The sequence below is a fragment of the Streptosporangium sp. NPDC006013 genome (genome assembly GCF_040614275.1).
Taxonomy (GTDB): Bacteria; Actinomycetota; Actinomycetes; order Streptosporangiales; family Streptosporangiaceae; genus Streptosporangium.
Window position 1 is genome coordinate 21,787 of sequence record NZ_JBEXUE010000042.1, and the last position, 13,832, is coordinate 35,618.

At 69.6% G+C, this 13,832-nt stretch carries 14 protein-coding genes; 11 read left to right on the plus strand and 3 right to left on the minus strand.

Annotated features, from left to right (window positions below; translation table 11 throughout):
* Positions 1 to 17: 17 nt before the first annotated feature.
* Positions 18 to 281: a hypothetical protein gene (locus ABZ260_RS09545; RefSeq protein ID WP_355614997.1), complete on the plus strand. Its 264-nt coding sequence runs from the start codon at positions 18 to 20 to the stop codon at positions 279 to 281.
* Between the two features lie 76 nt (positions 282 to 357).
* On the opposite strand, the gene ABZ260_RS09550 is transcribed toward ABZ260_RS09545, so the two are convergent.
* Both ABZ260_RS09550 and ABZ260_RS09555 read right to left on the minus strand, forming a co-directional pair.
* Positions 358 to 1,284, minus strand: coding sequence for a hypothetical protein (locus ABZ260_RS09550; RefSeq protein ID WP_355615000.1), 927 nt, complete (start codon positions 1,282 to 1,284; stop codon positions 358 to 360).
* A 104-nt stretch (positions 1,285 to 1,388) separates the two neighbouring features.
* Positions 1,389 to 2,753, minus strand: coding sequence for an MFS transporter (locus tag ABZ260_RS09555; RefSeq protein WP_355615033.1), 1,365 nt, complete (start codon positions 2,751 to 2,753; stop codon positions 1,389 to 1,391).
* 67 nt (positions 2,754 to 2,820) lie between these two features.
* Between ABZ260_RS09555 and ABZ260_RS09560 the strand changes: the two genes are divergently transcribed.
* From ABZ260_RS09560 to ABZ260_RS09570, 3 genes are all read left to right on the plus strand, one after another.
* A complete protein-coding gene (locus ABZ260_RS09560; protein ID WP_355615003.1) occupies positions 2,821 to 3,555 on the plus strand; it encodes a helix-turn-helix transcriptional regulator in 735 nt (244 codons plus the stop codon).
* Positions 3,556 to 3,735: 180 nt separating this feature from the next.
* On the plus strand, positions 3,736 to 3,915 hold the full coding sequence (locus tag ABZ260_RS09565) for a hypothetical protein (protein ID WP_355615006.1): 180 nt from the start codon (positions 3,736 to 3,738) through the stop codon (positions 3,913 to 3,915).
* A gap of 424 nt (positions 3,916 to 4,339) precedes the next feature.
* Positions 4,340 to 5,230, plus strand: a complete 891-nt coding sequence (locus tag ABZ260_RS09570) for an IclR family transcriptional regulator (RefSeq protein ID WP_355615009.1) — start codon at positions 4,340 to 4,342, stop codon at positions 5,228 to 5,230.
* A 22-nt stretch (positions 5,231 to 5,252) separates the two neighbouring features.
* Here the strand turns inward: ABZ260_RS09570 and ABZ260_RS09575 are convergent, their stop codons facing one another.
* Positions 5,253 to 5,852, minus strand: coding sequence for a flavin reductase family protein (locus tag ABZ260_RS09575; RefSeq protein ID WP_355615012.1), 600 nt, complete (start codon positions 5,850 to 5,852; stop codon positions 5,253 to 5,255).
* A 250-nt stretch (positions 5,853 to 6,102) separates the two neighbouring features.
* On the opposite strand from ABZ260_RS09575, the gene ABZ260_RS09580 reads away from it, so the two are divergent.
* From ABZ260_RS09580 to hsaA, 7 genes are all read left to right on the plus strand, one after another.
* Positions 6,103 to 6,972 (plus strand): alpha/beta fold hydrolase, encoded by an 870-nt coding sequence (locus ABZ260_RS09580; RefSeq protein WP_355615015.1) that lies wholly within the window; start codon positions 6,103 to 6,105, stop codon positions 6,970 to 6,972.
* Positions 6,969 to 8,657, plus strand: coding sequence for an FAD-binding protein (locus tag ABZ260_RS09585; RefSeq protein ID WP_355615018.1), 1,689 nt, complete (start codon positions 6,969 to 6,971; stop codon positions 8,655 to 8,657). The genes ABZ260_RS09580 and ABZ260_RS09585 overlap by 4 nt, the downstream gene beginning before the upstream one ends.
* Positions 8,654 to 9,688, plus strand: coding sequence for a ferredoxin--NADP reductase (locus tag ABZ260_RS09590; RefSeq protein ID WP_355615021.1), 1,035 nt, complete (start codon positions 8,654 to 8,656; stop codon positions 9,686 to 9,688). Before ABZ260_RS09585 ends, ABZ260_RS09590 begins: the two co-directional genes overlap by 4 nt.
* A 136-nt stretch (positions 9,689 to 9,824) precedes the next feature.
* Positions 9,825 to 10,625, plus strand: a complete 801-nt coding sequence (locus ABZ260_RS09595; RefSeq protein WP_355615024.1) for a 2-keto-4-pentenoate hydratase — start codon at positions 9,825 to 9,827, stop codon at positions 10,623 to 10,625.
* A gap of 10 nt (positions 10,626 to 10,635) precedes the next feature.
* Complete coding sequence (locus ABZ260_RS09600; protein WP_355615027.1) at positions 10,636 to 11,538, plus strand: acetaldehyde dehydrogenase (acetylating); 903 nt, start codon at positions 10,636 to 10,638, stop codon at positions 11,536 to 11,538.
* An 18-nt stretch (positions 11,539 to 11,556) separates the two neighbouring features.
* Positions 11,557 to 12,579, plus strand: a complete 1,023-nt coding sequence (dmpG, locus tag ABZ260_RS09605) for a 4-hydroxy-2-oxovalerate aldolase (RefSeq protein ID WP_355556866.1) — start codon at positions 11,557 to 11,559, stop codon at positions 12,577 to 12,579.
* The gene (gene hsaA / locus ABZ260_RS09610; protein ID WP_355615030.1) at positions 12,576 to 13,811 is read left to right on the plus strand and encodes a 3-hydroxy-9,10-secoandrosta-1,3,5(10)-triene-9,17-dione monooxygenase oxygenase subunit; all 1,236 of its coding nucleotides are present in this window, start codon (positions 12,576 to 12,578) and stop codon (positions 13,809 to 13,811) included. Before dmpG ends, hsaA begins: the two co-directional genes overlap by 4 nt.
* Positions 13,812 to 13,832 lie beyond the last annotated feature (21 nt).

The following is a 13,832-nucleotide window of genomic DNA, read 5'->3' on the forward strand; positions in this document are numbered from 1 at the left end:
CGCGGGGGCGGGATGTCGTGCTGCGCAGCGGCTCGACCATCGGGTCCAGCCGAGATACCGGGAAAACCGGCCATGAGTCGATCTTGATTGCGGTTTCGGCAGACAGGACCCGTGATGAGCTTGAGGGCGTCTTCCTTCTCATCACCATCGACGTCCCCGCCCGACTGCTCCGCCTCCAGGTCGGCGAACCGGACCTCACCGCCCGTCGCGCTGAAGAGCGCTACCGCCAAAATTCGGTCCGATTCTCCCCGGAGCCCTATCCGGCCGGGAATTCCCGCTAAGCGCTATGTAGCAGCGACGTTACGGTAAGCCCTTGCCTCGGCGGCTCGTCACCAAGGCTCTCTCAGCTCGGCCTGCTCACTTGCGGCGCTCGGGAGCGCTCAGCACGTCGCTGAGGTCGTCGACCTCCAGCCCCCGCCCCGGCGTCGCCTTGGGCGCAGTGATCGTCATCGGCTTCTCCCAGTTCCGGTACTGTGTGGCCAGGTGCCCCCGCAGGATCCGGTCGTCTCCGAGCCCCGGGACCTCGGGCCGTGGGTGCGCGTAGAACCGCCAGCCGACCCGGTACGGCCACCCGCGGTCGTCGTACATGTACGTCCATGTCACCTCGGACGTGCCGAGGGCCGAGGTCCCCGCGGCCTCGCGGAAGCTGGGCGAGACGCGATAGAGCTCCTTGAGGGTGATCGTCCCGGTCAGGGTGTAGATCCGCTGCTTGCGGCCGGTGGTGTGGTCCTTGAGCCATGGCGCGACGCTCTTGCGGCTCTTGGTGGACAGCAGCTTGCGTAGCGTGGCCGGTTCCAGGACATTGATGAGCTGATCGCCGTACGCGGCGGCAGCGCCGCTGGCCCGGCCGGTGCGCACCCAGGTCTTCGCCCGCGGCGCGAGCTGGTATTGCCAGCCGTTCACGCTGATCGTGCGCAGCGTCCCCACCGTGCGGAGCACGCCGGCGAAGTAGGGGTCCTTGGGCGCCTCCTCCACCATCAGCTCCCTGTTGCTCACACTGAGCTGCCGAACGTGCTCTGAGGCGATCACGCCGGCCCGCCCCAGCTTGACCTTGCCGGTTCCGCGCACTCCCATACCGCTCCCGATGAAGGTGCGCCTGCCGTTGCTCAGTTGCACCTCCTTGGACAGGTCTGTGGAGGCCTGGCCGTAGAACTCGGTCGTCGCGCCGGCACCGCGGGCGAGCAGGGAACGCAGGCCCGCCACCGGATCGGGTTCGGCGGCTCGGGCGTGGGCGGTGGTGGGGGCGGCGGCCACGAGGGCCAGGACGACGATGAGGGGGTGCATGCCGTACATCCAGGTGGGCGAGTGCAGATCGATCTTTGCTGTGGTGAATGTAGCGTGCTTCCGCGACGACCGCGTCCTGGTGCAGGGGCCGGTGGCCCGGATCCTCACCGGGGAGCGGCCGCCGGCGTGCTTCGGCCGCCGGCTCCATGTCCAGCGGGCTGCCGCGGGCCGCCGGCACGCGACGGCAGTAGCACGACGATGAGTACGGCGCCGAGCGCCACGCAGAGCGCGCCCGCCGCGAGCCCGCCCGAGTAGCCCATGATGGCCAGCGCGGCCACCCCGACGGCGCCGCCGACCTGCTGGACGGAGGTGAACAGGGCCGAGCCGAGACCGGCGTCCTCCTCGGTGGTGCCGTCGACCGCGGCTGCGGCCATGACGGGCAGGCTCAGCCCGTTGCCAACGCTCAGTATGAGCATGCCGGGCAGGACGTGGGCGGCGTAGGAGTCGCCCGCCGCCACGCCGGACAGCAGCAGCAGGCCGGCGATGTTGACCAGGAACGCCAGCAGGAGCGCCCAGCGCGTCCCGATCCTGAGCGAGATGCGGGAGGACAGCCACATGCCCGCCAGAATGCCGGCGCCGTAGGGCAGGTAGGCGATGCCGGCCAGGAGCGGGCTGTACCCCAGGGCGGTCTGAATCTGGATCATCAGCAGGAACGACATCGCGTACATCGCCATCGAGAACAGCAGGGTCGCGCCGTTGGCGACCGCCCGCGTCCGCGAGGCCAGGAACGACCCGGGCACCAGCGGCGCCACCGCCCGCGACTCGACCACCAGGAACGCCACCGCCAAGGCGGCGGACAGCACGACGGCACCGATGACGATCGGATCGCTCCAGCCGGTCTCGCCGGCCCGCAGCAGCCCGTACACCAGCGCCACTGTGGCACCGGTGACCAGGACCGCGCCGGGGACGTCGAGGTGGCGCCGGCCGGGGGCGCGGGACTCGGGGACCAGGCGGGGGAGCAGCGCCAGGGCCACGGCGACGATGGGCAGGTTGATCAGGAAGATCCCGCGCCAGGACACCAGGTCGGTCAGCGCTCCGGACAGCACCAGGCCCGAGGTTCCGCCCAGGGCCGCGATGCCGCCCCAGATGCCCAGTGCCTTGGCCCGCTCCTCCGGCCCCGGATACAGCAACGTGATCATCGACATCGCCGCCGGGCTGGCCATCGCAGAACCCGCGCCCTGCACGAACCGCCCGATCACGAGCTGCCATGGCTCCTGCGCGAGCCCGCAGGCCAGGCTGGCCATCCCGAACAACGCCACGCCGATGAGGAAGACGCGGCGACGGCCCAGCAGATCCGCCATCCGGCCGCACAGCAGCAGCAGCCCGCCGAAGGCCAGGAAGTAGGCGTTGACGACCCAGGGCAACCCGGACGTGCTGAAGCCCAGCTCATCGCGGATGCTGGGCAGGGCCACGTTCACGACGGTGTCATCGAGCACGAGCATGAACTGGACAAGGCACAACACAATCATCGGCACCCGACGACGCTATGATCCGCCGCGTTTGGCCACAATCCGCGATGAGGCCAGACTGTGTCGCATGGAGGACATAGGCGCGATCATCGTCGGCCACTTCCCGCTGGCCTCGGGGGAGTGGATCCCCCCGCACAGCCACACCCACCACCAGCTTGCCTGGACCCGGCGCGGCGTCCTGAGCATCGGTGTGGGCGAGGTGTACTGGGTCCTGCCGCCCACCAGGGCGCTGTGGCTGCCCGCGGGCGTCACCCACGCGACCGGCGCGACCCGCGACGCGGTGCTGTGCAGCCTGTACCTGGCGCCGGAGCGCTGCCCGCTGGACTGGCCCGAGCCCACGGCGGTCGGCGTCGACGGCCTGCTGGCCGAGCTGATCGGGTACCTGGCCCGCACCGACCTCACCGACGACGCGCGGTTGCGCGCCGAGGCGGTGGTGCCCGACCTGCTGCGCCCGCTGCCCACCCGGCCCATCGACGTGCCGCAACCCACCGACGAGCGCGTCCGGGTGGTGGCGGCCGCCCTGCTGGCGGACCCGGCCGACCCGCGCAGCCTGGAGGCGCACGCCCGCGCGGCGGGCGTGAGCAGGCGGACGTTGACGCGGCTGTTCGTGCGAGACACGGGCATGAGCTTCGACCATTGGCGCACGCAGGTACGGCTGCGCGCCGCCCTGCCGCTGCTGGCCGAGGGGCAGCCGGTGTCGCGGGTGGCGCACAACGTGGGGTACGCCACGGCGAGCGCGTTCCTGGCGGCCTTCCGCCGCACGGTCGGTACCACGCCCCGGCGCTACCTGCTCAGTCGTTGACTTTGATCTCCTTCACGGTAGCCGGGGAGATGGCCCTGGCAACGCCGGAATGCCGATGATCTCGCCGGTCGGGCGTCAACGTCTTCCAGCCACCCGTCGGCGGCTCAATTCCAGAACTTGACCTCGGCTGAGGGCTTGTCCGGCACGGGCTGAGGCCTGCCCTTGAGGTACAGGTCCAGGATGGCCGTGACGCAGGTGATGGCGTTCTACGCCGACCAGATCAGGGCCGCGCAGGCCGCCGGGCAGGTGTCCGCCGAGTTGGACGCCGCGAAGGTGGCGACGATCCTGTTCGCCTTCGCTCAGGGGACGGTGAACCCAGCCCTCGCCATGGTTTCCAACCGGTGCCGACGATCCATCTGAATGACGTTCGCTCTGTCGTAGCCAATGGGGGCGGCCCGGCTGGGCCGTCATCGACGGGGCGCTCCGGGGTCTGCCTCAGCTAAACACGCTGCTGAGAGGCGGTCAAGCGAAGGCCTGACCTACCCGGGTTTGTTGCGGAGGTGTGACGGTGTTGTGTCCGTTGACGCACTTATTGGCCACATGTTACATATGGCATGAATCTGATTCGGCGCGTTGCCACGCTTCGCGGCGTGGCGAGCGGCTTCTCGCAACCCGGAGCTCCTCGCGGAAATCTTCCCGGCGTAGAGGGGGTGCGGGCTCCCGTGTCCCATAGGACGAACCGAACAAAAAGTATCATTTGGTGATCTTTCTCCCTCTCTTCCCTGTTGCTCGTCCCGTTGCTACATTTCGAAACAAGAATTCATTTCAGTTTTGGGGAGATGTGATGACCGCTCTCTCTGACCTTGGCCACGCCGCGTCCGCGCGGCGAGAGCTCCCGCCCTCGATGGTCGAGCGGATGACGCTGATCATCGACGCGTTCGACGGCCGCTTCACCCACCTCACGCTGGAGGACGTGGCGCGGTGCACTCACCTGCCGCGCTCGACGACGCATCGCATCCTCGACCAACTCGTACGACTGAACTGGCTGGAGCACTCGTCCTTCGGCTACAGCCTGGGCAAGCGGGCGCTCGGGATCGGCGGGGGCGACGGCAGCCACGGCGAGATCCGAGAGGCCGCCGCGCCGCTGCTGCACGACCTGCAGATGAGAACCAGGATGGTCGTCCATCTGGCGGTCCTGGACGGCTCGGAGGTCTTCTACCTGGACAAGGTCGGCGGGCGGTTCGCCCTGTCCGTGCCCTCCCGAGTCGGCGGCCGTGCCCCGGCGCACTCCACCGCGCTGGGCAAGGCGATCCTCGCCTGGCTGGAGCCCGAGCGGGTCGAGGAACTGGTCGAAGGCAAGGTGCGGCGGCTCACCAGCCGTACCATCGGCGACATCGGCACCCTGCACCAGGAGCTGAACCGTATCCGGCAGCGCCAGGGACTGGCGTTCGAACGGGGCGAGAACGTCCCCAGCATCTCGTGTGCCGCCGCGGCGATCCGAGGCCACGAGGGCCCGGTGGCGAGCATCTCTCTCGTCGGCGACACCCGTACGCCGCTGGAGAACGTCGCCCCGCTGGTGGTCGACGCGGCACGGCAGGCCTCGCTCGCCCTTTTCCCGGACCTGGACAGCCAGCGGGGGCGATCCCGTCAAGCCGCCCGGGTGCCGGACTGTAACTGGTCACCGGAGACCATGAACCGATTGCTCACCATGGGCGAGAACGACGGCTGGCTGTGATCCGCACGGCCCGTCGTCGTTCTCAAGCCCGATCCCGGTCCCGTTGATCCGCCCAGCCCCACAGACCGGGGGCGAACAGCGCTTGTTCGGCGTCCGTCTCATGGTCGATGCCGAACCGCCCGCGGAAGAACACCATGGGACGCCGCCCGGCGTTCCGCTCCACCTCCAGTACCCGACCGATCACCACGTCGTGATCCCCGGCGATGTGCACGTCGACGACCTCGGCGTGGACACGCAGAAGCACATCGCGCAGCGCCGGAGTGCCCCACCGAGACAGCTCCCAGCCGAGCCCGTCGTACTTCCTGCCCTTGCTGGAGCCGAATCGGCTGCATAGGTCGGACTGCTCTTCGCCCAGCACGTTCACGCTGAACCTCCCGGACTTCCTGATCCTCGGCCAGGTGCGGCTGTTGTGGTCGGCGCAGAAAAGGATCAGCGGCGGTTCGAGGGACACCGACGCGAACGCCTGGCACGCGAATCCCACCGGCTCTCCGCCGTCGATGCCGGTGATGACCGTCACGCCGCTCGCGAACATGCCCATCGCCTGCCGCATTTCCGCGGGGTCGGGCGGAGCCACGCCGACGGGATCCGGAGTGATTGAGGGCCGGGCGGTCTCGGCTGTCATGCGTTTCACCTCAGGTGACGTCGGACGCCGCCCCGTTGGCGGCTTCGGGCGACGAAGTTACGGACCTCCGGCGGACTTCACCGGGGCCGGATCCCGCTGAGCGGAAGGGGCGCGGGGCGTGGCCCGGTGTCCCGGCCGATCCCGGGCGGAGGCGGGCCGGGTCTCACTCATCGGGAGGAACGATCCGCTCTCCGGCTCTCGCGGGCTACCTTCCCCGAAGCCGATACTCCGCGATGAACGGGACGGATGAATGCTTACCGAGCTGACCTACGAGTCGACGGCGCGGGAACTTGCGACCGACCAGGGTGTACTGCGTTACCACGAAGCCGGCGAGGGCCCGCCGCTGCTGCTCCTGCACGGCTCGGGGCCCGGAGTCACCGGATGGCGGAACTTCCGAGGCAACCTCGCGGTCCTGGCGGAGCGCTTCCGCTGCCTGATCCTGGAGTTCCCCGGTTTCGGGGTGAGCGACTCGACCGGCGAGCATCCCATGGTGGGGGCGCAGGCAGCGGTGATCCGCTTCCTCGACGGGCTCGGGCTCCAGCAGGTCGACGTGATCGGCAACTCCATGGGCGGAATCGTCGGTGCCCAGGTGGCGATGGCCCACCCCGACCGGGTACGCCGGTTGGTCACCATCGGCGGTGTCGGCAGGAACCTGTTCAGCCCGGGCCCCGGTGAGGGCATCAAGCTGCTCATGGATTTCACCGAGGAGCCCACCCGGGAGCGGCTCGTCCAGTGGCTGGACTCCATGGTCTACGACCGGTCCCTGGTCACCGAGGAACTGATCGAGGAGCGCTGGGCGCTGGCCACCGAACCGGCCACCCTGGCCGGCGCCCGCCGGATGTACGGCAAGGCGGCGTTCGCCGCCGGCGCCGCGGCCGCGGCGGCCTCGGACGCCCCGCCGTACTGGGCGATGCTGCACAAGATCAAGGCCAAGACACTGATCACCTGGGGCCGCGACGACCGGGTCAGCCCGGTTGACATGGCGATCCTGCCGATGCGGTCCATCCCCGACGTCGAGGTGCACATCTTCCCCGACTGCGGTCACTGGGTGATGATCGAGCAGAAAGCCGCCTGGGAGAGCGTCGTGCTGGCCTTCCTGACCAGGAAGGACGAGCGGTGAGCGGGTGGGACCACGAGTTCGACCTGGTCATCGTGGGCAGCGGCGGCGGCGGCATGACGGCGGCGCTGACCGCGCACGACAGCGGCCTGTCCGCGGTGGTGGTCGAGAAGGGCGCGGCGTTCGGCGGCAGCACCGGGATTTCCGGTGGCGGCATCTGGATCCCCAACAATCCCACCCTGCGGGCCGAGGGGCACGACGACAGCCGCGAGTCCATCCGCCGCTACCTCGACCTGCTGACCGAGGGCAGGGTCCCCGCGGCCCGGCTCGACGCGTTCGTGGACAACGGTCCGGCCGCGATGGAACTGCTCGGCAGGAGCAAGTGGATCCGGTTCTCCTGGACCAGGGGTTACGCCGACTACCACCCCGAGTTCGAAGGCGGCAGGCCGCTGGGCCGGTCGATCGAGCCGATCCCGTTCGACACCCGAAAGCTCGGCGAGGACGAGAAGTACCAGCGCCCCAACGGCATGAAGGGCCCGCTGGGCCTGTGGGTCACCAGCAAGGACTACCACGACCTGGCCATGGTCAAGCGCACCTGGAGCGGCCGCCGGGCGTCGATCGTCGCCGCCTGGCGGGTCTCGTCGAACCTGTTCCGCCGCCGCCACATGTCCACCGGCGGGCGCGCGCTCGTCGCCCGGCTGCGGATGGCGCTGAAGGACGCGTGGATTCCGCTGTGGCTGCGGACGCCGATGACCGAACTCGTCACCGACGAAAGCGGCGCCGTCACCGGCATCGTCGCCCGGCGCGACGGGAAGACCGTCCGGATCCGCGGCAGGTACGGGGTGCTGCTGGCGACCGGTGGTTTCGACCACAACCAGGAAATGCGCGACAAGTACCTGCCCGATGGCGGCCGAACCGACTTCGGCATGGGCGCCACGGAGAACACCGGCGACGGCATCCTGGCGGGAGAGCGGCTCGGCGCGGCCCTCGACCTGATGGACGACGCCTGGTGGATGCCGGCCGTACGGCACCCGGCGGGGGCGACCATCCCGCTGGTGTCCGAGCGGTGCATCCCGCCGTCGATCATCGTGTCGCAGCAGGGACGGCGGTTCACCAACGAGTCCGCCCCGTACGTCAACTTCGTGCACGACCAGCTGGCCGGCGGGCACGTACCCGTATGGTTCGTGATGGACGCCAAGGCCCGGGCGCGGTACCCGTTCGCGCAGATCCTTCCCGGGATGCCGATACCGGAGGCGTTCTACGAGCAGGGCGTGGCGTTCCGTGCCGACACGCTCGCCGAACTGGCGGTGAAGGTCGGCATGCCCGCCGACGCGCTGGCCGAGACCGTCGAGCGCTTCAACCGGTTCGCCAGGGCCGGCAAGGACGAGGACTTCGGCCGGGGCGACAGCGCCTACGACCGTTACTACGGTGACCCCACGCTGAGGAATCCGAACCTCGACGTGATCGACAAGGCGCCGTACTACGCCTTCCGCATCGAGGCCGGCGACCTCGGCACCAAGGGCGGGCTGGTCTGCGACGAGCACAGCCGGGTGCTGCGCCCCGACGACTCGGTGATCGAAGGGCTGTACGCCACCGGGAACACCTCCGCATCGGTCATGGGCAACGAGTACGCGGGTCCCGGCGCCACGATCGGCCCCTCGATCGTCTTCGGGTACATCGCCGCCCGGCACGCGGCAGGGCGATTCCAGCCGGCCGTTTCCGCGACCAGGGAGGAGTGGGGAGCATGACCCAGCCGGGACCGCTGAAGGCGCGGGTCGTCGAGGTCATCCGGGAGACCTCCGACGCGCACTCACTGGTGCTGGAGCCCGCCGACGGAGACCACACCCGGTTCGGCTACCGGCCCGGCCAGTTCCTCACCATCCGGGTGCCCACCACCCGCCCGGAGGGCGCGGCGCGCTGCTACTCCCTGAGCAGCTCGCCGGTGTGCGACGAGAAGCTCAAGGTGACGGTGAAGCGCACCCGGGGCGGCTACGGGTCGAACTGGATCTGTGATCACGTCACCGAGGGGGACATGCTGGAGGTGCTGCGACCGGCGGGCACATTCGTCCCCGCCTCGCTCGACGAGGACCTGCTGCTGCTCGCCGGCGGCAGCGGCATCACCCCGGTCATGTCGATCCTCAAATCGTGCCTGCGCGGAGGCGTCGGCGCCGTCTCCCTCCTGTACGCCAACCGCGACGAGAACTCGGTGATCTTCCGCGACGAACTGGTCGCGCTGACCGCCGAGTACGGCGAGCGGCTGACCGTCGTCCACTGGCTGGAGTCGGTGCAGGGCCTGCCCAGCGCGAGCGGCCTGGCCGCGCTGACCCGGCCATACACCGACCGGGAGGCGTTCGTCTGCGGCCCCGGCCCGTTCATGGATCTCGCCGTGCGGGTCCTCGCCGACCTGGGTGTCCCGAGGCGGCGGGTCAACGTCGAGCGTTTCGAGTCGCTGGCCACCGACCCCTTCGCCGGACCCGGTGTCGCGGTCGACTCGTCGGGCCCCGGTAGCACGGTCGAGATCGAGCTGGACGGTGAGCGGCGGACGCTGACCTGGCCGAAGGGCAACAAGCTCCTTGACGTGCTGCTGGCGGCCGGCATGGAGGCGCCGTACTCGTGCCGTGAGGGGTCCTGCAGCGCCTGCGCCTGCGTGCTGCTGGAGGGCGAGGTCGCGCTGGAGCGCAACACGGTCCTCGACGAGCAGGACCTCGCCGACGGGCTGATCCTTTCCTGCCAGGCGTTCCCGCTCAGCGAGCATCTCAAGATCACCTACGACGGGTGAAGCTCGTCCGTGCCCGGGACCCTTTTGCCGAGGGGGAGAGCCGTCACGGAAACCCCGCGTCACCGTTGACCATCCCCATCCATCAACTGCCCGCACCGCCCGAGCGCGATGCGGGACACGAATTCGGGAGGACTGAATGCTGGAGGTAACGCGACGGGAGTCCGCGGCCGAACGGCTGTGGGAGGCCGAGCGGGATCGGGTGCCGATCGAACCGCTGACCGGCGCATACCCGGGCATCGGCGTGGTGGACGCCTACGAGGTCCAGCTCATCAACATCCGCCGCCGTCTCGCCGCCGGGGCCCGGGTGTACGGCCACAAGGTGGGACTCTCCTCCCCGGTGATGCAGCGGATGATGGGCGTGGACGAGCCCGACTACGGTCATCTGCTCGACACGATGGTGCTGTCGCAGAACACGCCGATCCGGGCCGACCGGTACTGCTATCCCCGGATCGAGGTGGAGATCGGGTACGTGCTCGGGGCGAGCCTTCCGGGCGAGGGGTGCACCGAGGAGGACGTGCTCGCCGCCACCGAGTACGTCGTGCCGAGCATCGAACTGATCGACAGCCGCATCAGGGACTGGCGGATCCGCCTGGCCGACACCATCGCGGACAACGCGTCCTCGGCCGGCGTGATCCTGGGCGACGCCCGGATGAGCCCGGCCGACCTGACGGCCGCGGGCATGGACGTCGCCGACATCGAGGCCGTGCTCTACGCCGGTGACGCCGAGATCACCAGGGGCAACACCAACGCGGTGCTGGGGAACCCGACCACCGCCGTGGCCTGGCTGGCCAGGAAGGTGGCCTCCTTCGGAGTGAAGCTCGAGGCCGGGCACGTCATCCTCCCCGGATCCTGCACCAGGGCGATCGACGCGCGCCCCGGCGACGTCTTCCGTGCCGAGTTCGCCGGGCTCGGCTCCGTGACCGCTCGATTCGAATGAGGGTGACACAGTGACCAAGGCAACCGCCGCGATCGTCGGCTCGGGCAACATCGGGACCGACCTGATGTACAAGCTGCTCCGTTCCGACTTCATCCGGCCACGCTGGATGATCGGCATTGATTCGGACAGCCCCGGGCTGAAGCGGGCGGAGTCCGCCGGCCTGATCGGCTCGGCCGAGGGCGTCGAGTGGCTGCTCGCCCAGGCCGAACGGCCCGACATCGTCTTCGAGGCGACCTCGGCGTACGTCCACCGGGAGAACGCCCCCAGGTATCAGGCGCTCGGTATCCCGGCCGTGGACCTGACCCCGGCCGCGATCGGGCCGGCGGTGGTACCCGCCGTCAACCTCGGGGCCCACCTCGATGTGTCCAACGTCAGCCTGATCACCTGTGGTGGGCAGGCGACGATCCCGATCGTGTACGCCGTCTCCCGGGTGACCGAGGTGGCCTACGCGGAGATCGTCGCCAGTGTGGCCTCTCCGTCGGCGGGCCCCGGGACCCGGGCCAACATCGACGAGTTCACCCGCACCACCGCGCGGGGCATCGAGATGATCGGTGGTGCGCGGAAGGGCAAGGCCATCATCATCCTCAACCCGGCCGAGCCACCGATGCTCATGCAGGACACGGTGTTCTGCTCGATCCCGCTCGATGCCGACCAGGACGCGATCGCGGCCTCGATCAAGGATGTGGTCGGCACCGTGGCAGCGTATGTGCCCGGCTACCGACTGCGCGCCGAACCGCAGTTCGACGACCCCACGCCGATGAGCGGCGGGCTCGCCCGGGTCGCCGTGTTCATCGAGGTCGAGGGCGCGGGCGACTTCCTTCCGCCGTACTCCGGGAACCTCGACATCATGACCGCCGCCGCCGCCAAGGTCGGCGAAGGCTTCGCGCAGCGCATTCTCGCCGAGCGCTCCTAGTCACAGGGAGATCGATCCATGTCCTACAGCTCCGACCTCGACATCCGGATCACCGACTCGTCGCTGCGCGACGGCTCGCACGCCAAGCAGCACCAGTTCACGCCTCAGCACGTCCGGTCCATCGTCGCCGCGCTGGACGACGCGGGCGTGCCGGTGATCGAGGTCACTCACGGCGACGGGCTCGGTGGCTCGTCGTTCAACTACGGCTTCAGCCACACCCCGGAGCAGGAGCTGATCAAGGCCGCGGTGGCGACGGCGAAGCGGGCGAAGATCGCGTTCCTGATGCTGCCCGGCCTCGGGCTCCAGGACGACATCCGCGAGTCCGCCGACAACGGCGCGAGCATCTGCCGAATCGCCACCCACTGCACCGAGGCGGACATCTCCGTCCAGCACTTCGGCCTCGCCAGGAAGCTCGGCCTGGAGACCGTCGGGTTCCTGATGATGGCGCACAGCCGGCCGCCCGAGGTCCTCGCCCGGCAGGGGCGGATCATGGCCGACGCGGGATGCCAGTGCGTGTACGTGGTCGACTCGGCCGGCGCGCTGATCATGGAGGAGACCGGCGACCGGATCGCCGCGCTCGTGGCCGAGCTCGGATCCGACGCCCAGGTCGGTTTCCACGGCCATGAGAACCTCGGCCTCGGCGTGGCCAATTCGGTCATCGCCGTGCGCGCGGGAGCCCTCCAGATCGACGGCTCGACGCGAAGGTTCGGCGCCGGTGCCGGCAACACGCCCGTCGAGGGGCTCGCCGCGGTCACCGAGAAGCTCGGCATCCGCACCGGCATCGACACCCTGAAGATCATCGATGCCGCCGAGGACGTCGTCCGCCCGGTCATGGACGGTGAGTGCCTGCTCGACCGGCTGTCGCTCACCATGGGTTACGCCGGTGTCTACTCCAGCTTTCTGAAGCACGCCGACCGCCAGGCGAGGAAGTACGGTGTGTCGGGCGCCGAGATCCTCATCGAGGCCGGGCGCCGTAAGCTCGTCGGCGGCCAGGAAGACCAGCTCATCGAGATCGCGGTCGCCCTCGCGGCGGGGAGATGAGAACCGGTACGGCGCACCGGCGTGAACGGCACGGGCCGGGCGAACGCGACTCTCCCACGTCTCCCGCGGGCGACGAGGTCCTGGACGCGGTTCGCGCACTGCTGCCGAAGATCGGGGAGCGGGCGGGCGCAACCGACGTGAACCGGCGGGTGCCCGAGGAGACGATACGGGAGCTCATCCAGACGGGGATCTTCCGGATGCTGCAGCCCAGGAGATACGGCGGCGCCGAGAGCGACCCCGTGAAGTTCTTCGAGGTCATCCGGGAGATCTCCGGGGTCTGCGGATCCACAGGCTGGGTGGTTTCCGTGCTCGGCGTCCACCCGTGGCAACTCGCCCTGTTCGACGAGGCCGCGCAGGACGAGGTCTGGGGGGAGGACCCGGACGTGCTCGTGTCCTCGTCGTACGCTCCGGTGGGGCGGCTCACTCCGGTCGAGGGTGGATACGAGCTCTCCGGCCGGTGGCGCTTCTCATCCGGTTGCGACCACGCGTCGTGGGCACTGGTCGGGGGCCTGGTGGTGGAGAAGCAGGGCAGGCCGGTGGACTTCATGACCCTCCTCGTCCCCCGCACCGACTACGTGATCGAGGACGTCTGGGACGTCATCGGACTGCGCGGCACGGCCAGCAACGACATCATCGTGGAACGGGTGTTCGTGCCCGAACACCGCGCCATGCGCAACTACGAGCAGGCACAACTGCGCGGTCCCGGCCAGAAGGTGAATACCGGCCCGCTCTACCGGATGCCGTTCGCGACCGTCTTCACCAACGCGATCACCGCTCCCGTCGTCGGCATGGCGGCCGGTTGCTACCGGGCCTACGTCACCGCCATGCGTGACCGGGTACGGCTGAGTCTGGGCGGCGGCCGGTTCGCCGAGGAGCAGTTCGCCCAGGTCGCGGTGGCCCGGGCCGCTTCGGAGATCGACGCGGCGGTGCTGCAGACGGACCACAACGTGCGCGAGGTGTACGAGTACGCCGTCCGGGGCGAGCGCATTCCGATGGAGCTGCGGCTGCGCGTCCGCAGGGACCAGGTCCGTGCCACCCAGCGGGCGGTGGAGGCGATCGACAGTCTCTTCAAGACCGCCGGAGGGAACTCGCTCGGCCGGGGCAACCCCATCGAGCGGGCCTGGCGGGACGCGCACGCGGGCAGCGTCCACGTCGCCAACGACGTCGAGCGTGCCCTGGGAATGTACGGCAAGGGCGAGTTCGGCCTGACCGTCGAGGACAGTCTGGTCTGATGCCGACCGGTCCCGCCGGGC